This is a genomic window from Reichenbachiella carrageenanivorans, assembly GCF_025639805.1.
GTDB classification, from domain to species: Bacteria; Bacteroidota; Bacteroidia; order Cytophagales; family Cyclobacteriaceae; genus Reichenbachiella; species Reichenbachiella carrageenanivorans.
Genome location: NZ_CP106735.1, coordinates 426,736 through 453,287 on the forward strand (window position 1 = coordinate 426,736; position 26,552 = coordinate 453,287).

The following is a 26,552-nucleotide window of genomic DNA, read 5'->3' on the forward strand; positions in this document are numbered from 1 at the left end:
CCCTATTTAGTAGCTCAGGTTTGAGTGAAGAGTTATTTAATTTGAGCCTTTTCAACCTCAAAGCTCATTTTAGGATTGTTAGACATTTGAAGTGTCAGCTTTCCTCCTGCTGTGATTTGACTATGACGAATCTCATACCCCTGAAGTGGTTGATCATTTAGCATCACGGAATCCACATATAAATTTTCTTCGCTGTTGTCTATGGACGCTATGCTAAACGTAGCATTGGAATAATATTCTGGGTTCAGTGTTATACTGATTTTATCAAAAACAGGACTACCTATTTGATACACTGGATCATCGTCTACACCTCCGTTCATTTGAAACAGACCCATTTTCATTAATACCGCCAGACTCCCCATTAGCCCTTGGTCTTCGTCTCCATTATACCCGGTAGAAGGAGACAAGCCACTGAATGTTTTTTCGACCACCATGCGAGCCCAGTACTGAGTCAGGTCTGGTCTGCCTAACTTATTGAAAATATAGGCTGTCTGAATAGATGGCTGATTGCCATAATTAATAGGAATTTTTCTATACTCTGGGTGTTCTTCTACGTCGTGAGAAGTACCTGCCGTAAAGCCCATTTTATTAGCTTCATCAAATTGTTTGTTTAGCTTTTCTACTGCTTCCTCATTGCCTCCCATGAGTGTGGCCAATCCTGGCAAATCATGAGGGACAAACCAGGTAGCCTGTGCACTGTTGGCCTCCACAAAACCCACTCTATGCTGATAGGGATCGAAGTTTTCATACCACTCGCCTTTTACATTTTTAGGACGCATCCACCCTGTACTTTGATCATAGACGTTCTTGAAGTTTTCGGAGCGTTTCATGAAATAATTATAATCGTTCCGATGCCCCAGCTTCTTGGCCAATTGTGCAAGTGTCCAATCTTGATAAGCATATTCCATTGTCAGGCCTGCTCCTTCTTGATGACCGCCAAACTCCCCTTCGGGTATCGGATATGGGACATAACCATTTTCTACATAGTATTTGAAGCCCCCTCCGTAACTGGTGCTGTGCTCATAACCGGCCTTTTCCATGATGCCACCCACCATATGGTTCTTTTTCAAGGCTTGATATATACTTTCTAGATCCTCTGTGATCAAACCCTCCTGAATAGCACTCACGATAAATGGCGTACTAGATGAACCCGTCATTACATAAGTGTAATTTCCTCCAGAAGGCCCTCTAGGAATCAAACCTCCATCTTTTTGATATTGCAAAAGCGAATGAACAAATTCCTCTTTGATTTCTGGATACACAAGTCCCCAGAGTGTGTTGATGGTCCACTGAGCTCCCCAAAATGAATCGGAATTGTAATGATTGAATTTCGGTTTTCCGCTGTCATCGAGGGGCAATTGGCCTACTCTAAATTCGTCCCCTGTATTGTCAGGGTATGCTCCATTTGCATCACTGATGATTCTCCTGCCCTGCAGGGCATGCCATAGATCTGTGTAAAATCTTCTTCGATCAGTTTCTGTGCCTCCTTCTACTTTGATTCTACCCAACAAACCATTCCATTCTTTTTGGGATTGAAATACGACTTCTTCAAAATCCCAATGAGGTATTTCTTCTTGAAGGTTATGATTCGCATTTTCAACAGAAGTGTATGATATACCTACTTTCATGAGGACTTCACTATGGTTTGGGTTGGTGAGGTTTACCAAATAGTTTCCAGTTTTCTTATCTTGATCTATAGATACTATATCTGTACTTAAGGTTACTTTGAAAAAAACGGTGACTGGCTTGGGTCTTCTATGCGTAGGCTTCATCACTACTTTACCTGAAAGCTCTCTATTAGTGTTTTTTGTCAACTCTCCGTCAAAATTTTCGCACGGACCCAGCATGGTATTGAGATTAAATAAAATGGCAGGATTCGAACCTTTTGGAAAAGTATATTGATGAAATCCGACACGCGTTGAACTGGTTAATTCTGATTTAATCTGATACCTATCAAGTTCTACATAATGGTATCCTGGTGATATTTTTTCGGTTTGATGGTTGAATTTCGAATAAAAGTCCTCGTAGATAGTCTTTTGGTTGGCTGCTGAAATAGTGACTGGCATCACCGATACACCAGACATTTGCCAAGCATGAATATGGCTAAACCCTTTTACTGTATCTGTTTTATACCGGTACCCACTCCCCCATGCGCCGTCAATTTCTGTATCTGGGCTGAGGTTTGTCATGCCAAATGGCCTGCTTGCTGACGAAAAGAAAAACCATCGGGAATTCTCCGTATCGAGCATCGGATACACCTGATCAGATACAGATGTAGAAGAAGAAAAACTATCCTTCGTTATTGCTTTCTCAATACAGGAAGCGAATAGCCCTAAAATCAAGCAGACAAATAACCGAACATATAACTTATTATTATTCATATTAATAAAATAGATACTACAGCAGAATTAAAATTTTACAGTAATTGAATGGTCAAAGCAGGTGTGTAAAAAGACAGGCAATATTCAACCTGCCTTTTTATACAACACTCAAAACCTATTACTAATTATTCTGTCAACAATGTTTTGATATCCCGAGTAAACATGACCTTAACCAACTGGTCAAGTGTTTGCTTGTAGTTGATTCTAAAAGTCATTGAATCAAATACGTGTACATCTTTTAAGGTGAATTTTTATGAAGGGAGGAACAATCCCCTTCATAAAAATTCAATTATGCGTTCAAATATTAGTACCCGTCATTTTGAGAAATTGAAGGAGATGATCTATCAATCTCTTTCTGAGGAATTGGACGCAAATAGTGACCGTTAGACAACTGGCCCAATGCTGCTGTCCAAGGGTTCATTAATGACGTACGCTCAACCAGTTTTTCAGTTCTTTTCAAATCAAACCATCGGCTATATTCACCCAGCAATTCTCTTGCGCGCTCATCCAAGATCATGTCAATATCCAAGTTTCCATTTGCTCGGTAAGACACCTCAGCTAGAGAAGCCAAGTTGGCTGGCTCTTGTGCTCGCATCGGATCACTTCCTGCATTCACTCCAAGCGCTCTGTCAACTATCGTATTGTAGTAGGCCTCAGCACCACCCAGATCGCCGTTTGATGCTCCCTTCAGTATTGCTTCAGCTGCGATCAAATAAGCTTCGGCAGAACGGAAAAGTGCCAAATCAAATGTGCCTTGCGCTTCATCATATGGGAGACCTGGCTCGAAAAACTTCCACATCAATGGGGTTTGATCCTCCAAATGATAAGGGGTAGACGGATTGATAGCTATTTCATCCAAATTCAGCACTGCGTAAGGTTTGCTACCTCCTACATCCATGCCTTTCTCAGCATTAGTTACAGGATTGTTCCATGGAGGAAAATACAACACAGTATCGCCAGTCGTAATATTGATTGTAGTACCAGGGTCATCAAGGTCTGGCACAAAATCATCCACATCGCTCAGCGCATACATGGCTTCTAAGAAGTTGTGATGATATCTGGTATCCATTTGCGGATCGAACAATCTATAAGTAGCAGGGGTAACGATATAACGAAACCTAGTACCATAAGCATTATAATGGGTTGTTCTTCCTAAAGAACCTGGAATGCTTTGCGTTTCTCCACCGAAAATAGAGTGGTAATCATTGCCTATCTGATACTCACTAGGCTCGTCATTGTCACTGCCGTTTGTCAAAATATTGTCGCTGTATTGTACGGCAAAAACAATTTCAGCACTTTTATCATTCTGACTAGGGAAAGTTTCCTCCAGTGGATTTTCCGCGTGAAGCGGGAATAAATTGCTATAATTTGACTCCAACGGATAATCTGCTATGATCAAATCTGCATATTCAACCGCCTTATTGAAATCAGCTGAAGTTCCTCCCAGTGAATTGTCGAAATTCCATCCTCTGGTCAAATGAACTCTGGCCAAAAGAAACTGTGCAGCACCTTTTGTGGCCCTACCATAATCTGTATTGCCTTTAGTAGGCAATATTGCAGCTGCTTCTTCCAAGTCCATAATAATTTGATCATAAACCTGTGCCGCAGGCACTTTGGTTACTTCCCTAGTTGCAGTAGTTACCTCTTCTAAAGGCATTGGGATATCACCCCACTGTTGCACGGCGTAGAAATAAGAAAGTGCTCTTAGGAATTTGGCCTCCCCCACTCTAATGGCTAAAAGGTTTGCATCCATTTCTTCAACACCGTCCTTTCTGGAGATCGCCGTGTTGGTTCTGGCAATTTGACTATAAAGCAAATCCCACAGATTAGCAGCCGCATCTACATTAGGAGTAAAACGAGTATCGTAAGCGTTTAATTCACTACCCTGATTTCCGCTTCCCGCTTCATCCCAAGATTGTTTTGTGAACAAATCAGTACCCAGCAATACTAAATCACGCTCTTTGTGTATCTCTCTAAGCTTAGTATAGTTTGAGCGGACAAGGTCTTCGAACCCTTGCTCTGTGACATAATAATTATCTGTGGTCTGATAAGAAACCGAATTCTCATCTAAAAAATCCTCGCAACTGGTACTGAACAAAGTCAGAAGTACCAGTGCTATTATATATTGTCTATTAATTGTTTTCATTTTATAAAATTTTGCTGTTGGAAATAAACCGACTAGAATGAGAAATTTAAACCGAACAAATAGGTCGCTGAAGGAATACCATCATTGTAAGTACTGGAGTTAAATTCCGGATCCATCCCATCAAAATCGTGGAAAACAAAAGGATTGGTTACCTGCGCATATAGCCTGAAGTTGCTAAAACCATATTTCTCTAACACTGTACGTGGTAGCGTATAACCAAACGTAATGTCAGAGATTCTTAAAAAACTAGCATTCTGATAGAAAATGGCTGATCTGTGCGGGTTTGACGTAATACCTGGTCCATAATATTCATTGGTAGGATTGTTTACAGTCCAGTAATCAAGGTTCAAAGCATTGTATCTCCCAACGCCTACTTCCCCCATGGTTCCTGATAGCATACTATTTCTATACATAGCTCCCTGGCTGGTATAGATCAGGAAAGAAAGGTCGAAATTGCCATAGGTCAACTTATTTGTTATACCCATCGTCCAATCAGGCTGTTCTGAGCCAAGGATTGTCCTGTCGTCTATACCTTCATTAGAAGATATCATACCATCATTGTTTTGATCCACTACTTTTACTGAGCCGGGCACTTGGTCATATTCCATAGCGGCAGCAGCTTCATCCAATTGCCAAATCCCATTAAATTCATAATCATAATGAGCATTTAATGGCTGTCCTACAAAAAGACCTGTAGCAATGTCTTGCTGTATTCCATCAGTACCGATAGAGAGTACTTCATTCACATTTTTAGCGAAGTTGATACTTGTGGTCCATTTAAATTTATTATTGACAATATTCACCGTATTCAACGTCAGCTCAACGCCCCTATTAGCTACTTCACCTACGTTGGTGGCCACACTACTAAAACCTGAAGAGGTTGGGATTTGTACATTGTAAATCAAATCAACTGTTTTACGATTATACACCTCTAAAACAGTACTAATTCTGTTATTAACTAATCCCATTTCCAAACCGATATTGAGTTCCTTACTTTTCTCCCATCTCAGGTCTTTGTCCGCCAAGTTTTCTGGAGCAAACCCGTAAGCATCTGCGCCATCAAAATCATAGGGTGTATTGATCAATCTCGCCTGTGTACTGTAAGGATCCACCGAACTATTACCTACTAATCCATAGCTCACTCTCAACTTCATATCAGATATGGCATCGATATTTTTGATGAATTTTTCTTCTCCCAGTCTCCACGCCACTGCTGCTGATGGGAAAAAATCCCATCTATTCTCCTCACTCAATTGTGAAGCACCATCCCATCGGCTGGTAAGCGTTAGTACATATTTATTTTTAAATCCATAAATGACCCTTCCCATATATGAAAGCAGGGATCTTTCTGTCAGTTTTGTGTTTAATTCTGCTGGTCTGGCAGTACCGTAAGCATACCATAAGGAGTTGTATGGAATCTCATCTACATAGCTGTCCATTTCTTCGTTTCGTTCGAGGAAACTACTTTGCACGCCTGTAATTGTGAAATCATGATCTCCGACTTCCTTCTTATAGGTGATGATGTTATCCAATGTATAATTGGATATATCATCTGTCTGACGAAAAGACCTCGGCAATAGCGTAGTCTTTCTATCCTTAGTCATCGTTCCTCTGAACTGCCCCCATCTTGAATTGTCAACGCTTGCAGAGATCACAGACTTGATGGATAATCCTTCTAGAGGAGTGAGCTCTAAATAAGCATTCCCAAAGAAGGTATTCGACCTAGTTTCATCCTGAAAATTGTAGGGATCCATTTCGATGAGAGGATTCAAAACTTGCTTATCATTGATGCCCATCCATGAAGCATAACCACGCCAATCAAGATCTTGATTTTCATCAGGGTTGAGAATATCATCGTAATAGACAACACCTGTAGGTCGTGCTCTGTAAGCACTTCTCAAACCTTCATTAGAGGCCACTTCTTGTTTTGAAAAACTATAATTCGCTGTAAAGCCTACTTTCAAGAAATTAGTCACTTTACTGTCCATACTACCTTTGATGTTGTAGCGCTGGAATTGTGTGTTTTCCAAATTTCCTCCTTCGTTCAAATATCCAGCTGAAAAATGATAGTTGGTATTATCACTTCCTCCTCCTACTGAAACAGAATGATTGGTTTGCATGGCTGGCCCAGATATTTCATCCAGCCAATCCGTACTCTTGCCAGAATTAATCAAGTCAAGCTCTGTAGAAGTATATGGTCTAGGGTTAAAGTCAGGATTGTTGAGTACTGCATCAGTCACACTAGCCTTGTAGAATTGCTGAGCATTCATCATATCTGGCAAGTGAGCAGGTGTTTTCACTCCTACATAGCCGCTGTAACTTACTATTGGTTTGCCTTTAGCACCTCTTTTGGTAGAAATAATGATTACTCCATTAGCTCCTCTGGAACCGTATATGGCAGTGGATGAAGCATCCTTCAATATCTCCATAGACTCAATATCTGAGGGATTGAGCGCATTCATGTCTCCGCCCATCACACCATCAATGACTACAAGCGGTTCGTTGCTGTAATCTATTGAGCTCAAGCCTCGAATGTTAATGTTGTACCCAGCTCCTGGCCTACTGCTCTGCTTAGAAACAATTACCCCTGCAGCCTGGCCTTGAATTGCCTTGGCCGCTTGAACTGGGTTAGCCCTTACAATATCCTCTGTTTCCACAGAGCCAATGGCACCCGTTACATCTTTCTTTTCAACCTGACCGTATCCAATAACCACGATTTCCTCCATTGAGGTAATGTCAGAAGTCATGGCCATATCGATCACTGATCGTGATCCCACGGTGACTTCTTCGGTATCAAACCCAACAAAACTAAACACCAATACAGCAGTTTGATCTGGCACTTGAAGTGAGTAGTTTCCATCAACGTCTGTTACTACACCAACTGTAGTCCCCTTTATCAGGATGCTTGCCCCTGGCAAAGGCACATTTTCATCGTCTGTCACCACACCAGATATTTGGGTCTGCGCCCAAGAAGCACTCGTGTAGCCTAACAATAAGACAATCAATAAGAGTTTAAGTTTTTTCATAAATTTTTCGTTTTGTTTTTAAATCATATCAGCCCCATGCAAGAACTGATATTCGAAATAGCATAATTAAATGCTCCTTGAAATGGATATTTTATCCATAAACATGGATTCTCATTTTTTCTTTGGATATAGCCCACACCAAATAAGGCAAAAACACTCCTACAAACGATTTATTTAAAGATTTAACGTCTTCCACAATAATTCTTCAACATTGAACCTTTTATGAGAAGTATCCATATTCACGATCAAAAAATCCATACTATCGAGATTAGATTTTTGATATTATTAGACACTCTCTTGAGTATAACCTTCAAAATGAATCCTTGACCTTAATTCAAGCGATTGATAGATTTCATTTGGAGAGTAAATAAACACATAATGATCCTTATCTATTTTCTTAATAGACGAGGCTTCGAAAACCGAGGAATTGGCAACCCTCTATGGATCTAATGTTTGATGCTATGCGTTTCTGTCAGGTTTTTGAGTTGTTGGACCAATGATCGTACGCATATACGATGTTAATTTGGTCATAGGCTTATGATATTTCAAATCGGTAAATGTCTGTCCAATTACTTCGACCTACTTCCAGTTAGTACACTTTCAAATTGTGTTTCCCAGCAGGCAGTGGTATAATGTTTTGATAATCGTTGAGTATTTCGCCATTTAAAATCACTTTAGAAATGGCTTGCCCACCCAAGTCGAATTCGCCTATCATATTAGCCGGAATTTCGATCACAAAGTGTTTTGTTTCGTCCGATTGCAACTGATAATCCGCTTTAACAGCTCCTCTAATTGTGGGCACTTTAATAGAACTGGAGGTTAAAGTCTCCAATTGCGGTCGGATGGAAACCGTGTCGTACCCTGGCGATTTTGGCCGAATGCCCCAGAGTTGTCTTGGAATGATGTTGGCCGGGGTGGCTCCCCAGGCGTGGTTCCAATCTGCATTGGGTTTGTATTTCATATCCCAGGCTTCTAGCGTCATGGTCGAACCCATTTTGATCATATTATACCAACTTCGGTCGTGGGTAGCTGTCATTAAATCCATTGCATATTCCCATTCATTGGCCTTATACAAACCCTCTAGCAAATATTGAGAGCCATATACACTACAGGCCATGCCTCTGGTTTTGATGAAGTCGACGACTGACTTTATGCTTTCTATCGGAACTATATCAAAAGCCATAGCCATCATATTGGCATGCAGCGAGGAGTGGCTAGTTCCTTCCCCATCTATATAGACGCCTGTAGTAGGATCAAGTAATTTATCATTGATCGTTTGTTTTACTTTTAACGCCAGCTGGCTCAGCTCCTCTGCCTCCTTTTGTCTGTTTAGTATGCTGGCAAATTCCGCCATAATCTCCAAGTTTCTATGATAGAAACAGTTCACAACTGTATTGATAGGCATCATGACGAAACCATCGCGCTCGCCTTCTGCCGTAGCCAACTTCCAGCCAGTATCTTTCTGCGCTGGCGGCCAGTCTACGATATCCTTTAGTTTGTCTTTGGGGTTGGTGAAGCCAAGCTTCTTCATGAACTCAGGTGTGGCCTTGGCCGAACTAATCAACCCATCTTCGCGACGCAGCTCCATCAAAGTCTTGTGCTTCAGCTCATCGTAGTATTTCTCAATCAATTCCGTATTGCCAGTGTACATATAGTCGGCATGAAACATCAACGCTACATGAAGCTGCCACTCGGTCGGCCAAGTGGGGTTTTCCATAAAGTATTCGATCGTCTGTCTCGCAATGGCGTATTCTCGATCTGTCGTATAATGGCTCAGCTGGTTCAGGTACGCATCTGCCTCATAAGGAATACGCTCCCGATCGCCATCTACATACAATCCGGCAAAAGTGGTGGCCTTGATCGAGTACTTGCATAATTCCCAAACGGCATTCAACAAAGTGTCGGAGCTGGTGAAGTAGCTGGCATCATTCTCCCAATAACCATGATAAAAAAGCTGCGTAAAGTCTTCGGCCTCCAAATCGCCCTCAGTGCCTTCTATTGCCACATATCTGAAAGGCATCAGCACTGGAAATGAATCTGGCAACTGCACTGCCCGTGGCTTGGTATTTTTCTTGTCTGGCCGAATCTCCAATAAATATTGTGATTGTTCAGGGTTCACAGCGACTTCTACCTTTTGATGGCGAATGGTGCGTTGTGGGTCTCGGTTTATTTTACCGTCCAGCAGTTGCTCACCGATATGAACGGTGAGTGTGTCAGCTTTTTTCGCTTGATAATTAAAAACTAAAGTTGCGAAAGCCGCTTTTCCAAAATCGATAAAATAGGAGTCCTCACCGATTTGCTGAAAGATAATTGGTTTGATTCTGTCTATCTGAAAAGTATTGGCACTTGTAATAAAACCATTAGCTTCTCCTGTTTTAAAGCTTTGATGTTTTGAGAAAGGCATCTCTACCTCGTTTGCATCCCAAATTTTTACTTTCCAAAAATACGTTCCGCTCAGGTTCAATGGTTTTCCTTCATACTCCACATCAATGGATTGGTTGCCATATACTTTTCCTGAATCCCAAAGGTCTCCTGTTTCTTTTTGAATCAAACCTTGGGTGGACGCAACTATAATTTGATAGGCCGTTTGCTTAGTCGCTGAATTAGGGACTTCCCAGGCGAATTCAGGCTTATCATCTATGATTAATAAACCCTCAGGGTGCCTAATATATTCCACACTTAAAGAGAGGGGACTCAATGCATCTTCACTTCCTGAGACGCTAGAATTTTCGACTTCCTTGCAAGCAAAAGCAATAACAAAAAGGGCGAGCAGTACTATTAATCTAGCCTGTTCGCAAGATTTAAATATGGATTTCATATCAGGAGTTTGCTAATATTTAGAAGCTATTTTTTAGAATAACTTATTGAATGAAGGATCCCATTCTACAATTTTTTGATCATACATAGCATCCAGCCCCATTTGTACGCAGATGGCTGCCTTGGCACCAGTAGCCAAATTAGACACAGGGGAGTCATTGTTTACGATGCTGTTTTTAAAATCGATCAAGGCTTGCTTGCTTGGCTCTATGTGCTCCACTTTGATTGGGATACCTTTGCCTTCATCCCACGAAACGGTGGCTCCAGACACACCATCCAAGTCCCCTATTTTTTTATTGAATTTGCCCTCAGGGTAAAACCAAGCTTTTGCATAGCCTAGTATGATGGTTCCTTTGTCTCCCAAGACTTTGATCTGATAGTCATCTTTGGAGTTAGCCGTCAAGCAAGTGAATTTTGCTTTTACGCCATCTGGATAATCATAGATCAAATGAATGTTGTCATAGGTTTCTCTGCCATCTTTCCAGTAGTCTACGCTACCAAAACCTGCCACTTTATTGGGTGTAGCGTCCAGTACCCAGTTGGCAAAATCTAATTGATGTGAACACAGCTCCGCCACCAAGCCGCCAGAATACTCTCGGTACATTCGCCAATTGATTATTCTCTCTAACTCAGGTGATGGTACCGAGCGTCTCCAATTGCCGTTTCTATTCCATTGGCATTCGAAAGCTTGTATTTTGCCCACTTTGCCGTTTTTGATCAAGTCCACCACGTGGGTGTACAATCTGGAACTGTGGTACTGATGACCGGTCTGGAATATTTTATTTGAGTTGTTTACTTTGTCGACTAGGCTTTTGATTCCTTCATAGCCTTTGGCCATGGTTTTTTCGCAATACACATGCTTGCCAGCATCTATGGCATCCATCGCAATAGATGCATGCGTACTAAAAGGGGTAGATATCAATACGGCATCGACATTTTTGTCATCCAACAACTTTCTGTAGTCGCTATATCCCTTGGCCTTTTGCCCTTCCACTTTGCTCAGCCCTTCGTCTAACCGAAAAGGAAGAATATCAGCACAGGCCACTACATTGAAGTTTTCAATGCTATTGATATTGGGTATGAGGCCTCTGCCTCTACTACCTGTCCCTATCACACCAATATTTACTTTGCTATTGGCGCCGCCCATTCCTATTATATTGGCAGCGGCGTATGTAGATGTAGCTAATCCTGCTGTTGCTAAGCTACCTTTTATTACGAAATCCCTTCTTTTCATCTATCCCCTTTTGAAACAATAAAATCACCCTTGATAAAAATTACCAAAGGTGATCAATTTAAACAATTCTTGATTCTTATACTGACTTAATTTCCCAACCTGGCTCGTAGGTTCTTGACCACAGCTTCATGGCATCTCTATTGAAAATATGTCCTGTATTTTCATCTACTTCGTAAGCAGCATCAATACGATAACCAATGTTTGCATAGTGCGTCAACATTTGGCTAATAGCCCCTTCATCAATTGGAGAAGTGACTTCTGCTTTGCCACGAATGGTATCAAAGAAATTGTTGGTATGAAGTGTAGAAAGATCTCCTCCACCTCCAAGGGCTGTTCCTGCTTCGTCTCCAGCAAAGAGGTTTTCTTTGATCAATTCCCCTTTGAGGTCATACAGTTTGTAGCCTCCACGATCCACAAATACCGAGCCTTTAGAACCATAAATGATGGTTCCTCTACCCGCACCATATTTATAGTATCCATTTCTGCTTTGCCCGTCCCATTTGATCGTCTTATCTCCAGAAAATTTGAATGTGGCTTCCATGGTATCGTACATTTCCCAACCATCGTCTTTGTACTGATATTTGCCAGCATTTACCTCTACGCGTTCAGGGTATTTCACTTGTAGTGCCCAGCGTGCAATATCCAATTCGTGCGTAGCATTGTTACCCGTTTCGGCTGTCCCGTATTCCCAGCCATACCAGTGCCAGTTATAGTTCCAGGTATCATCGGTGTACTCTCTGCGTGGTGCTGGCCCCTGAAACAATTCCCAATCCAAGCCTGCAGGTGGGTTGGCCTTTGTTTGGTGCGGAACGGCACCTCTTCTGCTGGTATAGAATGCAACAGCATGATATACATCGCCTATGATTCCATCATGGATATCTTTGATGATCTCCTGTGATTGAGGAGAAGATCGCTGCTGGTTGCCCATCTGAACTACCTTTCCATATTTTTTCTGATAGTCTACCAACAATTCACCTTCTCTTGGGTTGTGGCTACATGGTTTTTCTAGATATACATGCTTGTCTGCCGCCATAGCCATACACGCAGCTGGCGCATGCCAGTGATCGGGTGTCGCCATGAAAATGGCATCTATTTTTTTATCATTAATAATGTTTCTAATGTCATTTTCGAGCTTCGGCTTGCCAGTGATCTTACCTGCAATTTTGATAGCGGCATTATCTCTTTGGCTTTTCATCACATCACAGAGATAAACCAAGTCTATATTGTTCTTGGGGTTGGCTATGGCGTCGATATAAGCTCCATATCTTCTTCCCAAACCCTGAATCGCGACTTGGATACGGTCATTCGCCCCAACAATTCTTGAATAATTTTTTGCACTCATGGCATTTAACTGGCTGGTAATGGCCATACCAGCGGCACCTGCCGCAGCTTTTTTAATGAAATTTCTTCTCTCGTTTTTCATAATTATTTGTCTGTGCTGTTATCAATTGGACGGATTTTTATGTTTTTGAATGAGACAAGATCTCCATGATCTTGCAGCAAGATTTGGCCTCTGTCTAGCTCTCCAAAATCCTTCCATTTCACATATTTACTTTCTGATACCAATTTTCGGTATTCAGGGCTTTTTCTTTCGTATTCCAATACCTTCACCCCGTTCAACCAGTGTTCCACATGGTTGTTGATTGATTTGATATGTGCCGTGTTCCATTCTCCAATTGGCTTGATTGGTTTATTCACATCCGCTTGAATCAGATCGTATAAAGACGATACTGTTCTGCTTCCTTCGTGATTACCCAATTTAGCATCTGGGTGTAGATCGTCATCCAAAATTTGGTATTCTAATCCGATAGACGAACCAGGCCCTTTGTTGATCTCGGTATCTACATAATATTTGATTCCGCTATTTGCACCAGGGGTCAATTTAAAATCCACCTTAATTTCAAAATCACTAAACAATTCATCGGTGACAATATCACCACCGGCTCTAGACTCTGCGCCGCCAGAGGATAGCACGGACAGTATGCCATCTTCCATTACCCATCCTTTTTCAGGAAATTTATCAAGTTTGGCTCCTCTCCAGCCATTCGATGTTTTACCATCCCATAGCATTTTCCATCCTTTTTTGGCTTCGTCGATAGTCAAATTGTTTTGGGTAACGATTGGCTTCAAGGGAGAAGCAGTAGCATACTTGTCCAAATTTTCTGTAACAATTCGTACGTTTTTCCACCTAATGTTTGTGCCTTCTTTTTGATCACCTTTGATACTATGCACTTGCAGGGCGATAAACCCTGTAGCCGTTTTATCATCTATTAGATATGAAGCAGGCACACCATTGATCCATGTTTTGATGGTGTCTGCTATGGCTTCTATTCTGTAGTGATTCCATTCATTTTGCTTAAATGCTTTTTGCGCTTCAGGATTGTCCGTCATGGGGTTTAGCCATCCTCTTCTTGCCTCGTCATATATCCCTGCGCTCCACGCTCTTTCTGAAGGATCTATTTCCACTTGGTATCCATGCACCCTGCCATTGAGGTAGTGATCGAAACTATTACTTCTGATTTGGATACCCGAATTCATAGATGGATCAACCTTGTATTCCAACTCCAATATAAAATCGCCATACAATTGGTCTGATCTCAAGAAAGTATTGGGCGTGTTTTTTACTGTGGCCCCTACAATAGCTCCATTCTCCACTTTGTATGTAGCTTCTCCTCCTATTTTAGACCACCCATTCAATGTCTCTCCATCAAACAAATCAACCCAGGGCGTTTGATCTTTTTTCTCGTTTGCACAAGCAAATAAACTTGTCGCAACTAAAAATGCTGATACTATTTTTAGTGTTTTAGTTTTTGTAGTCATATAAAAATGAATTTGTTTTTGTATTCGTAATATCTTTCAAAACTAGCCTGATACCTATTTTTGTATATGGATTTTTCACTCAAAAACATGGTCACCTAGCCAACTTTCACCTCTTCATGCCATCAATAGCCGCATTACTAAGCGTTTTTATCCTTACTTATGTTTTTTTATTTTGAATGTTTTAAAACAATGATCGCTTTTTGAAAGGCCTTTTCCAACCGAAAATCTATTCGATCTGGATCATTTCTATTTTTCATTCCTTGGCGTGTTTCGATGAGTTTTCCATCTTCATATATTTGGATAGATTCGGGATTATATCGCTTAGGCACCCCAATCAAAACAGCATTGTTGTTTTGAATTTCAAATCCACTTTCATTTCTCTGGATGGATAAATTAAGGGCTTCTCTAACACTGAGTATTTCCCAACCTTTATTGGAATACTGGGTGGCTCCCGCAACAAAAATGAAATCCATCTCACTGTCCGTTTCGCGCATGATGCTGAGTAATCCTTTCTGATAAAATTCCGCTGTTTTTACCATATCATTCTCCGAAGTAGTGACCACTATGTGATCTTTTGTCTCTTTGTGGTCGTGCGTAACCTGAATAATTTGTGCAGACTTATTTTTACTACCCTCAAAAAATGTAACATCTGAAATCACCTGTTGGCTCTCTTCCAAAAACGGATTAAATACTGCAACAAATGGATCATGCCAAGCCTCTGCATTATTCCTAATGACCAACGTCGGAATCTTTTCATTGAGTATATCAGCCGTTGCAGATTCCTTACTTAGCGCTTTGGCTTTTGGCCCGTTTACTGAAAAATATATTCGATTTTCTCCCCCCTTCATCCATACCTTCATCAGACTAGTGGGGTTTCCGACGTGTTCTAATTTAAATTGAGCATTTAGCGACTGGGACGTAGAAACGGATTTTTCATCAGTGAAATAATCATATGCGGGTATAAAATTGGGCGCTTTTAATTTAGTAGAAGTGGTCATTGAAAGTCGCTCATCGTTCTCATCCAAAAAACTCAAAGATTGACCCAAGCCATGAAAAAAATAATCGTGCTGCTGGTTTTCTGCATTCGGCCTTTCGGATCGGAACACATCGAGCACATAAGCTTTACCAGATGTACCATTTATGATGGCTGTCAATCGTTGTTGATTAGCCAGAGTGGTAGGTTCAACAAATGAAACTTTAGAAAAAGTAATCTGATCGAAAATATTCTTACGGTCTTCCGATTCTGGAAAACAATTGTCTAGACTGAAAGGTTGACTCACGCGCATGGTACGACTATCTGAGATGCCATCTACTACGACAGTATTGTGTGCTGGATAGCGGGCGTAGTACTGGCGATGATCTTGATGCCAGTAACTCGGGCCTGGCCCCATGTCGGGAGCCAATACATAGTTATTAGCAAACAATTCTATACCTATACCATTGGCATGAGCATGATTCCCGAATGCACCAAACGTAGAGACCATTGTCGCATCTGTGCCCGTTCCCATTCGCTGAGCAAACCAGCTCACATTGGGTGCATAAAATGTGGGAGAGGTTAAATGAGCAATAAGCTCACCCGCATCGGTCTCACTGGTTTCCACCAATTCGTCTACATAAAAGAACAATTCGAACAACCCTCTACCGCGATCACTGGTATCCAAGAGGCCTTGATATAAGGCAGTAATTTCTTTTTCCTTTTCTCTTTTGCCGTACTTTCTGTAGTTGGCTATCAGGTATTCAAAACTCGCCGAAGGCAAAGATTTATGCCCCGAATCACCAAAAGCCACTATTCGCCCATTGGGGAATAAATACTGAAAGGTGGCCAATGTTGCTTTTTCTATAACTGGAAAATTTTCTAATTCATTGTCATTAGTTGCATTGTCGAGCACAGTCAGGATATTGAGAAGTGTCTCCGTAACGTGCATAGAGTAAGCAGCCGATTCTGGCCAAATGCCCGTTTGCTGGTCGTAGTTTAAAATCGCTTCCTTTAATGCGATTTGCCTGTCGGTACTCACGCTAAAGGTATGGTCGAGGTAATACTGCTGCCCTTTGCCATTGTCAAAATATTCGTTGCTATCTAGAGCCAAACCAATATAAGTCAGGAACCTGGCTTGGAAGAAATTCCAGTTGTTGTCCGGGATTCCGTTTTTGATAATCTGGTCACCCCATTTCTGAAAAACAGCTGTAGAAATACCTCGATCGTGCCCACTTTTCTCAAGGTATTCATACATGAAATCATAAATGAGTGAAAGTGAGACTACAATTTGTTCATGGATCACTTCGAAGGTAGCCAATCCTGAAACCTGTTGCTGCCTAGTATTATCCAGATCTACTGGAGGCTCTCGGTAATACATTCCTTTCATATAGGTATCGTACACTGGCAGCACAAACTCCGCATATTTATCATCTCCCGTAAACCAATACAAAAAAGCCGCATCTTCGGCAATGGTCATGATTTGCCTATTAATTCCTTCAATAATATGTCCTGATTTTGAAGGATGCACCCATTCCATTTCTTTAGTTTCCTTCTTTTTCAGATACATACCTCGCTCATCGTCTAAGTAAGGCTGAATTTCTTCTATCGAAGGCCTTATATAATCCGTTGCCCAATCACGGGTACCTGAATAACGAACAGTAGGTACTGGCGCTTCTCCCTCGGAGTGCGAAAAATCGCCACCATGCAAAAATACTTTACTGTGCTTCGTTTTCCAGTTCATTTGCAAGCGCGACACCAGCCAGTTTGGGTCAGACTTACACAGCTCAATGTACCCATCAACTTTTTCTTTCTTCTTCTCTATTATTTCTACCTTCCATGCTACCTTTTTTACAGCTCTGGCGAAATCTTTTGCCTTCACATTATTAACATAAATTCTGGGATGATTCTCTTTAGATCCAGTTTGGTTTGATTGAGCACAAAGCCCTATGGCTATCAGCAGACAAATGCTCAGCAAGCCATAAGATTTCACACGCTTACTTATTTCAATCCCTACCTTATACTTAATTATCATATCTATTTTCGTTTTTTCAATCTGTCTTGTCTGTTTTTTTCAGTCTAAAAAGCACTTCCTTGAAGGAATGATTTGCATAAATGATTGGAAAATCTATTCCCCCTTTCTTTCAGACGATGAGCAGCCTAAAGAAGTCGTATGGATAGGGTCTTTAGACAACTAACGGTCAGTAAAGTCCAATATACTGGTTCTCATCTTAAACCATTAATTGTTCTAAAGGCGTTTAAACAATCATAAAACCAAAAATATATCCCTTCACCGATATCTTCCCTAGCCTTGCAAAAGCCATCCATATAATAGATGACTTTATCCATATTCCCAATGATAGTTAATTAGGTTCTCTCTTACATTAACCCCCTTGATTGAAAATTGGCAATTTGAACTGAATTACTGATAAAACAGCTAGCTTCATTTTTCTATAGGCTCCGGAGGTTCAAACGATATACTATATCATCCTTTTATTTAAAAAAAACTTCTCTACCAACGGATATCCAACTTCAAAAAACAGCTTTCAAACCTACTCAAGAATCCATCTTAATACATTTGAATCAAATAAAACCTGATAACTGACATTCGATGATTAGAACAACCTGTTTTTTGATACTGATCCTTTGTGGTTTCTCCAGCATGTCTCAAACCGAAATACCAACGGGCCGACGGCTACGCGAGATTGCCGAAGATCGATTTGTGTATGATCGCATTTATATCGGCGGCGCCACACATGGCAAACTCTTTGGCACAGCCTCTATGGAAATCCTCAATCGAGAGTTTAGCTACATCACCCCTGCCAATGATTTCAAACAAACCTATATCCATGCCGAGCCTGGCGAGTGGAGATGGGAGCTCCCCGACCAATGGGTAGACAGCGCCAAACTCAACAACCAACTCATCAGAATGCACTCGCCGATAAGTCCACAAGCATCCAAATGGGCCAAGGACGACTCGCGAACCGCAGCCGAGCTCAAAACCAACATGACCGAGTACATGACCGAGCTCTGCAAGCACTACAACGACAAACCCGAAATCGAATGGATGGATGTGGTAAACGAAACGGTAGAGCGCGACGGCAACTGGTTTGGCCCCAAGCCGGGCACAGACCTGTGGGAAAACCCATGGCCGCTGATCGGATATGACCAAACTACAGACGGACTAAACCCGCCCTCGTATATCCGTATGGCATTCGAAATAGCCAATACCCATGCCCCAGACATCAAACTGATCTACAACCAACAGGGCGACATGGAAGATGCCATGTGGAACAAAACCAAGGCAACCGTGCTCCACCTCAGATCGCTAGGCTTACGGGTCGACGGCATTGGCTGGCAAGCCCATCTCGAAACCGACTTTTTGGAAATCCCCAACGTGATCGCCAAACTAGAAGCTCTGATCGATTGGGCGCATGCCAATGACTTGGAATTTCATGTCACAGAAAATGACGTAGACATCAAAAATGGCGACGACGAGGACAAGCAAGCCGAAATATTTGAAATTATAGTGAAAACGGTACTAGCCAAAGCAACCAGTGGCGTGGTGACATGGAACGCCTGGATGGTGCGAGACAGCGATGGCAAAGGAGCCGATGGTCTACCAGCAATGTTCGATGCCGATGGCAAACCAAAACCTGCCTACTATGCAGTGCAGCAAGTGCTCGAAGACGTAGTGATAGACGCCCAGCTCACCACACAAGTATCGGGGCAAGGCAGCCTAAACGATGTGGCCGGCACCTACCTACTCAACACAGAGCTCACCCTCACAGCCACTCCCGCCGATGGCTATGCCTTTTGGAAATGGGAGGGCACCGAGTCCGACACCGAAAATCCGAAAACCATCACGCTCACCCAAGACTATGACCTCACGGCTCGCTTTTTGAAAGAAGACGATCCAAAGTTGATATTAGGCATGGATGTAATAGCAACCAATGACCTATGGGTGTACCCTAATCCAGTAACAGATGGGCAGCTGACCGTAGAAATAAAAACAGATACATCTAGCCCCGTGACCTTATCTCTTTTTAATTTTTCTGGAAAATTATTGCAATCCAATGCCTATACCCAGCCACAACCCTACCGATTTGAACTAGATTCCTCTTGGGACAGTGGCATCTATCTACTTAGAATCAGTTTTGATAATCAGACCGTGAACAAAAAAATAGTAATTCGATGAAAACAAATACGACAAACCCTATAATAAAAAGGCGTACTGGCCTATTGGTGCTGAGCCTATTGATACTCCTAGGCGCTCCCCTACAAGCCCAAAATAAGCAGAAACCCAATATAGTTTTCTTCCTAGTAGACGACATGGGGTGGAATGATGTGAGCTATGCGCAAAGCCAATTTTATGAAACGCCCAACATTGACAAAGCCTCAAAAGAAGGCGTGGTCTTTTCGCAAGCCTATGCGGCACATCCACGATGCGTGCCTTCTAGATATGCGATGGTCACGGGTAGATATCCTGCGAGAGTCAACAGCCCCGGCCCTGGTGAAGGAGACTTGACCGATGATACCATGACCCTTGCAGAACCCTTCAAAGCCGCTGGGTATGCTACCTTCTTTGCAGGCAAGTGGCACCTCGCCTCGGCCGAATCCTATCCCAATACCCAAGGTTTCGATTATAATTTTGGTGGTGGCCATGCGGGTGCTCCCAAGTCCTACTTCCAGCCATACAATGTACAAAAGTCGGGAAAAGGCAACGGCAAAGAACGAAACATTAAAAACCTAGGAGACGCCCCTGTAGGCTATTATCTCACCGATCACCTCACCGACAAGACCGTCACATTCATCAGAGAGCACAAGGACGAGCCATTCTTGGTCTACCTCTCACACTACGGCGTACACACGCCATTCGAAAGCAAGGATGAAAAAACCAAGGCTTACCGAAAGAAGGCCAGATCACTCTATGGTGATGCAGAAGTGGAGGAATTTGCCTTGACTCCCACGACCGGAGAAACCAAACTGCGTCAAGACAACGCCGTATATGCTGGCATGATCGAAAGCATGGACGAGAGCTTTGGGCGCGTGATGGGCCTGCTCGAAGAGCTCGACCTCAAAGACAACACTATTGTGGTCTTTACCTCCGATCATGGTGGTCTATCCAACCGTGGCAATGGCCGAAAGGTAGCCACGTCCAACCTTCCGCTGAAGGCTGGAAAAGGACATAACTACGAAGGAGGAGTCCGAGTCCCGATGTTTGTGAGCTGGCCGAGTCAGATCCAGCCAGGTAGCTCCTCTACTGTGATCACTGGCACGGACTATTTCCCTACGCTGCTGGAGCTTTCTGGCTTGCCATTAGAGAACAAGGCGCATATAGACGGTGTGAGTTTTGCTCCCTCACTTACTCAAAATAAACTTCAAAACACGGATAGACCCGTTTTTTGGCACTCGCCGCTACCACGACCCAAAAGCACTGGCGACCTCACCAATACTGCTGTAAGATTGGGTGATTACAAACTTTTGGATTTTTATCAAGACGGTCGCATCGAGCTGTACAACATCGCCAAGGATCAAGAAGAATCAAACAATCTGGCAGACAGTATGCCTGAAAAAAGAGATGAACTCATGACGCTAGTCAATGACTGGAGAAAAGAAGTAAATGCCTACATGGGCAAAAAATAAAAGTCATACTTCGCTACAACGACAAAGGCTGTCCTCTGGGACAGCCTTTGTTTTTTTTCATTAAACCTTCATTAGAACTTCGTGATGAGCAGTTAAAAAGCAATCTTCCAGAAAACTTTTGTGCTATTATTCCACAACCACTTTCGTAGCAAAACGGACTTCCCCCGCTTGGATTCGGAGTAGATAGAACCCCTTCACCAAGCCATTTACCGTCAAGGATTGAGTCGCATAGTATCGCCTTTCGTACACGACTTTACCGCTCATATTTACAAGCTGTAGGTCGATAGTATCTGCGAAGTCGGGCAAATCGATGTGGAGCAAGCCCCCACGCACAGGCACGGGATATACGGACAGGTCACGTTCGATAGCCATGCCCAATATTTCATCTGATTTCACCTCTACTTCCACACACGCCGAGATGGCCGTGCAGCCACCGTTGGAAATTTCTACGGCATAGCTACCCGATACTGCGGGGGCATACGAGGATGAAGATTCGAGGGCAATATACGCGTCATTTACACAGTCCCACCATTGGTACTCATACCCTGTCAAAGTGGTGCTCAACCGACCTTCGTCTAGCGCAATATCAACGGTCTCGTCGATAGTAGTGGCCACGGTCAAGTCAATCGTCAAGACGCTATCCATACCATTTTTGGCTGTCAGGGTATTGGTATAGATACCCGACTGGCCATAGACCGACCCGTCTGGAGACGTATAAGATGCTTCGCAAGTGCCCACCTCCACAAAGCCACTAAGGGTCGGCTGGGCGATATTTCTTCTTTTGAATTCCAATTCGAATTGATCGACGATGGCGTCGTAGGCCTCGTCTCCAATCAGGTTGTTGGATTCCGTGGGGTCTGCCACTAAGTCGTACAGTTGGTAGCCCACAGCGGTACCATGTCGCTCCCCATTTTCATAATCCATCTGCACCCATTTAGTGTATCGGTATTGCTTGCTGCGCAGGGTGTAGCCCATGTGTGGCATACCGCCAGCGTTTCTATGAAACTGTGACAGGGCAGCCTCCCGCACCTCATACGTCGGGTCATCCAGTATCTTCACCAGCGACCTTCCTTGCAGCGATTTCGACACTTCCAATCCCGCCAATTCGCTCAGCGTTGGATAAATATCCACCAACTCCACAGGAGATTCCGAAGTGCTACCGCCCGTTCCGTGATCGGGATCATAGATGATCATCGGAGATCGCACGGCCTGCTCTAGATTAGAATGCTTTCCCCATAGGTTGTGGTCACCCAAGTGCCAGCCATGATCGCCCCAAAACACGATCGTAGTAGTGGAGGTGAGGCCTAAATCATCCAACTTATCGAGCACTTTGCCTACCTGGGCATCCGCATACGACACACTTGCCATGTAGCCATGTATCAGCTTTTTTTGTTCGTCTTCATTGAGATCTCGATCGCTAAACAGCGGCACATCCGAATAGCTGTTGGTCATCTCGCCGTTGTTGCGCCAAGCTAGGCCTGGCACGCTGGCTTCTTGTGTCTGATCCGGTGCCAGCACGATTTCGTCGCGGTCATACAGCTCCCAGTATTTTTGAGGAGCCACAAAGGGCAAATGCGGTTTTGAAAACCCCGCCGCCAGAAGGAAAGGGGTATTGGCTTGAGCCAAAGTTTCCAATTTTTCTACGATGTAGGCTGCAGTAGCGCCATCCTTGTAGGCATTGTCGGGCACATCCAAGCACTCGGTGGTGGGCTTGGCAAATGGGAACAGCTTGATCGCCTCATTCTTGTCTTTACTACTGGTCAGGCCATGATCTGTCAGGTACTGCTCATAGTCTGCATCGTCTTGCGGCACTCGGCTGTCTTGATAGCCCGCATAGCCATCTCCCAGCGTGGCATCGTAATACGCTTTGTCTACGGCGTGCAAATAGGGCTGCGACCACGACGGCGCATCGTACTGATCGTCTACCGAACGAGGGTCGTACAGCTTGCCCGCACCAGTAGTGGTATAGCCATTGTTTTTGAAATACTGCGGCAGTGTGACCACATCGGGTTTTTTGTCCCGAATCAGCGTACTCAAATCCCAGACTTCGGTGGCGTCTGGGTAGAGGCCAGTGAGCAAACTGGCACGCGAAGGCGCACATACTGCCTGCTGGCATGAGGTATTCAGAAACGTGGTGCCCATCGCGGCCAAGCGGTCGATATTGGGCGTGTGCATTTGATCATATCCATAACTGGAAAGCAAGGGTTTCAGGTCATCGATGGCGATCATCAGCACGTTTTTTTGCTGCCCGTGTACCAGACCACCAAAAAAGCAAAAGAGTATAACTAGCCTTTTTTTCATCATTCGTTTAGTTATTCACTATCAAGATTTCGCTGTCCTTGTAGCCGATGCGATTGGCAAGGGCATAGAGGTATTGTCCTTTTTTGAGTGGGACGGGCGTGGTATAGAGCTGCCAGCCAGCATCGAGGTCAGGGGCAATACTTTCGTCTGATATGGTATAGGCTAGCGATACGCCTTCGCCTACGGCTTTAAGAGTGGCTACACTTTTCTTCACTTTAGCGATAGGCTGCGCCGTCTGTGGCTGCTTTCCTTCGGGCCACATGTTCAAAAACATTTCCTTTTCGGGAATGGCTCCTTGGTCGTTGACCTCCGCTAGCCACGTATCCATGGCTAGGCTCAGCGCTTGGATTTCTGCGGTGTAACTGGGATCATCTATCAGATTATTTAGACTGCTGGGATCTGCTCGGCGGAGATAAAACTCCTCGTCGGTTTTTGTTTTTCTAAACCAATAATTCTGATCCGAATTCAACTGATCTGATTCACTCATGGCGAGTAGCTCATTCATCATCGGTATTTTTTTTCTGTAGGAATTGTCCTTGTAGGCGGGCAGTTCAGGATGGTAGTTTCTCACATAGACGTAATCCTTGCTGATCACCGTCCTCACCCGATCGCTAAACTCATCGAAGCGATCGCCCGACCCGAACACATACGGCCGAGGCGACACAGCATCATTGCCCAAGAAGTCTTCGCCCTGCAAATAGGCTGGCGCTTCCACTCCCGCCAGAGCCAAAACAGTAGGTGCCAAATCCACAAAGGAGATCATGTCGTTATTATATGTCTGCTGGAGCCTATCGGGTATACGCACCATCATGGGCACCCGCAGCCCCGACTCATAGTGCAGTCTTTTGCCTCTAGGCAAAGGCCCACCATGGTCGCTAAAAAAGAAAATGATGGTGTTGTCCAATAGCCCTGCGTCTTCGAGTTCTTTCAGTTTTTCTCCTACTTCGGCATCCATCAGTTCGATGTTGGAATAGTTTCTGGCTACGTCGTTTCGGATGGTCTCCGTATCCGGAAAATAAGGAGGCAAAGACACGGCAGCAGGATCGGCGGTCAGCGGTTTGTCTTTGTTTTTCCAAAGGAAAGATTCGTGGCTCACATTGATATTGAATACAGAAAAGAATGGCTGACCTTCTTTTCTATGCTTCCAATGCGCCTGGTTGCTGTTTTCATCCCAGGCGGTGACGGGTGCGGCAAACTGATAATCGGTTTTGGCGTTGTTGGTACAGAAGTAGCCAGCTGTTCTCAAGTATTCGGTGAAGCACTTTACCTCCGCCGGAATCACTGCCGAATAAAGCGGAATCGAATCACCATTGATGTCCACGGCATTGGACGGCGAACTGTAATCTCTGCTGCCCCAGCCGGCCATGTCATGACCGGTTCGCATGTTTTGCGTACCGATAGCGATCGGATACATGCCCGTGATGATCGACGACCGCGCGGGCGCACACACGCCCACCGTGGCAAATGCCTCGTTGAAAATCATGCTCTCCGTAGCCAAACGATCCAAATTTGGGGTTTGTGCTGTAGAATCTCCGTACATCGACAGCGTCGGGCTGATGTCTTCGCAGGTCACCCATAGGATATTGGGCTGCTGCGCCCAAGTGCTAGTAGTCGCCAGCGCACTCATAATCCAAACCGATACTAAACGGAGCATTATTGTTCGTTTGACTCCCATATCGTAGTTCTTAGTTCCGTTTGCATAGTGGCCAATACAGCCTGCTTGCTTGCTTCATTTACCCAGTTTTTGGTTTCCAATGGGTCTTCTTGGTAGTCGTACAGTTCTCTAGCCACGACCTTAGTTTCGTCGTATGATGTGCGATTGTCAAAATCTCCTTCATACCATTCCACATAGCGGTAACGGTCGTTTCTGATGGCATAGCCCATCCGCTCTCCTCTCGGGTATTGGCTGATCGCAAATGACTTGACGGCCGTCTTTTCGCCCGACACGATCGGCACGAGGCTTTGGCCTTGCAGGTGGTTGGGCGCTTGCAGACCGCTCAACTCACAGATCGTAGGAAACACATCTACAAGCTCCACCGGACTATCATTTTCTTTGAAAAAGGTATAGTCTGGCGACTTCACCATGAGCGGCGTACGGGTGGCCTGCTCAAAATTGGAGTGCTTGTTCCACAGGCCATGATCGCCCAAATGCCATCCATGATCGCCTATCAACACAACAGTTGTCGTTTTATCCAGACCAGAAGATTTTAAGTATTCCATCAACAAACCAACCTGTGCATCTACATAAGATACACTGGCATAGTAGCCATGGATCAATTCTCTCTGTTTGTCAGGAATGACGGCTCCATTTTCATCCAAACTTTTTTTGATGTCGGAGTAGTTTTTCAGCTCCCCAAACGTGTGGTAGGCAAAGGCCGGCGACCCTTCGGCATGGGCTTGAAAACTGGCCAACTGGATCTGATCCCGATCATAGAGATCCCAGTATTTTTTGGGCGCTACAAAGGGCAAGTGAGGTTTGTGAAATCCCACGGCAATAAAAAATGGTTTCTTCCCTTTTTGAAACATCTCCATCGTAGCGATACTCTTGGTCACCAATGCCCCATCGGCATAAGCGTCGTCTGGCACGTCTATACATTCAGTGGATGGATTAATCCCTCGTTTTTTAAATGCTTGATTAACGGCTAGCCAGACTTTATCGCTGGTAGGGTCACCAGGAAAATCATTCTTCATCTCCTGATATACTTTTTGAATCTCTGGGCTTTGGTATTTGAAATTGGCTGGAATTTCATATCCTTCTGCATAGTCCAAATCAATGTCTTCGACAAACGGAAGACTCCATGATCGAGGGTCATTTTTTTTCGCCCCGTGGAGCACCTTGCCCATCCCGATGGTCTCATAGCCGTTTTGTTTGAAGTATTGGGGCATGGTCAATATGTCGGGGTTCATGTCTCGCATGTTGGTTTTCAGATCCCACACTCTGGTGTAATCTGGCCGCATGCCAGTCATAAAACTGACTCGCGAAGGCGCACAAACCGCCTGCTGACAATGCGCATTGGTAAACGCCACACTCTCGGCCGTAAACGCATCCAAATTCGGAGTAATCATTTGGCTCTCGCCATAACTATGGATGAGTGGTTTCAAATCATCTATGATGATAAAAAGCACATTTTTGTCTTGCGCCATAGCGCCGAAATGGCACAAGAGCCATAGGCCAATCCATCCTGCTGTGATCCGTTTCATTGTTCGT

13 protein-coding genes are annotated in these 26,552 nt (G+C 43.8%); 2 read left to right on the plus strand and 11 right to left on the minus strand.

The window, feature by feature from the left end; all coding sequences use genetic code 11:
• Positions 1–32: 32 nt before the first annotated feature.
• The 8 genes from N7E81_RS01685 to N7E81_RS01720 all read right to left on the minus strand — a co-directional run bounded on the left by N7E81_RS01685 (position 33) and on the right by N7E81_RS01720 (position 17,432).
• The gene (locus N7E81_RS01685) at positions 33–2,381 is read right to left on the minus strand and encodes a GH92 family glycosyl hydrolase (protein ID WP_263051546.1); all 2,349 of its coding nucleotides are present in this window, start codon (positions 2,379–2,381) and stop codon (positions 33–35) included.
• 304 nt (positions 2,382–2,685) lie between these two features.
• Complete coding sequence (locus tag N7E81_RS01690) at positions 2,686–4,527, minus strand: RagB/SusD family nutrient uptake outer membrane protein (protein ID WP_263051547.1); 1,842 nt, start codon at positions 4,525–4,527, stop codon at positions 2,686–2,688.
• 32 nt (positions 4,528–4,559) lie between these two features.
• A complete protein-coding gene (locus N7E81_RS01695) occupies positions 4,560–7,553 on the minus strand; it encodes a SusC/RagA family TonB-linked outer membrane protein (RefSeq protein WP_263051548.1) in 2,994 nt (997 codons plus the stop codon).
• A gap of 589 nt (positions 7,554–8,142) precedes the next feature.
• Positions 8,143–10,371, minus strand: a complete 2,229-nt coding sequence (locus tag N7E81_RS01700) for a family 78 glycoside hydrolase catalytic domain (RefSeq protein WP_263051549.1) — start codon at positions 10,369–10,371, stop codon at positions 8,143–8,145.
• A 33-nt stretch (positions 10,372–10,404) separates the two neighbouring features.
• Positions 10,405–11,604, minus strand: coding sequence for a Gfo/Idh/MocA family protein (locus tag N7E81_RS01705; protein WP_263051550.1), 1,200 nt, complete (start codon positions 11,602–11,604; stop codon positions 10,405–10,407).
• A gap of 76 nt (positions 11,605–11,680) precedes the next feature.
• On the minus strand, positions 11,681–13,027 hold the full coding sequence (locus N7E81_RS01710) for a Gfo/Idh/MocA family protein (protein WP_263051551.1): 1,347 nt from the start codon (positions 13,025–13,027) through the stop codon (positions 11,681–11,683).
• A gap of 2 nt (positions 13,028–13,029) precedes the next feature.
• Positions 13,030–14,424: a 3-keto-disaccharide hydrolase gene (locus tag N7E81_RS01715; protein WP_263051552.1), complete on the minus strand. Its 1,395-nt coding sequence runs from the start codon at positions 14,422–14,424 to the stop codon at positions 13,030–13,032.
• A 167-nt stretch (positions 14,425–14,591) separates the two neighbouring features.
• Entirely contained in the window at positions 14,592–17,432 is a 2,841-nt protein-coding gene (locus N7E81_RS01720) for a heparinase II/III-family protein (protein ID WP_263051553.1), read from the minus strand.
• A 576-nt stretch (positions 17,433–18,008) separates the two neighbouring features.
• Between N7E81_RS01720 and N7E81_RS01725 the strand changes: the two genes are divergently transcribed.
• Complete coding sequence (locus N7E81_RS01725) at positions 18,009–19,595, plus strand: endo-1,4-beta-xylanase (RefSeq protein WP_263051554.1); 1,587 nt, start codon at positions 18,009–18,011, stop codon at positions 19,593–19,595.
• Positions 19,592–21,043, plus strand: a complete 1,452-nt coding sequence (locus tag N7E81_RS01730) for a sulfatase (RefSeq protein WP_263051555.1) — start codon at positions 19,592–19,594, stop codon at positions 21,041–21,043. Before N7E81_RS01725 ends, N7E81_RS01730 begins: the two co-directional genes overlap by 4 nt.
• Before the next feature lie 126 nt (positions 21,044–21,169).
• Here the strand turns inward: N7E81_RS01730 and N7E81_RS01735 are convergent, their stop codons facing one another.
• From N7E81_RS01735 to N7E81_RS01745, 3 genes are read right to left on the minus strand one after another with little or no spacing between them, the layout of a single operon-like run.
• Positions 21,170–23,347 (minus strand): sulfatase-like hydrolase/transferase, encoded by a 2,178-nt coding sequence (locus N7E81_RS01735; RefSeq protein WP_263051556.1) that lies wholly within the window; start codon positions 23,345–23,347, stop codon positions 21,170–21,172.
• Positions 23,348–23,351: 4 nt separating this feature from the next.
• Positions 23,352–24,998 (minus strand): sulfatase family protein, encoded by a 1,647-nt coding sequence (locus N7E81_RS01740; protein WP_263051557.1) that lies wholly within the window; start codon positions 24,996–24,998, stop codon positions 23,352–23,354.
• The gene (locus N7E81_RS01745; RefSeq protein WP_263051558.1) at positions 24,998–26,545 is read right to left on the minus strand and encodes a sulfatase; all 1,548 of its coding nucleotides are present in this window, start codon (positions 26,543–26,545) and stop codon (positions 24,998–25,000) included. Before N7E81_RS01745 ends, N7E81_RS01740 begins: the two co-directional genes overlap by 1 nt.
• Positions 26,546–26,552 lie beyond the last annotated feature (7 nt).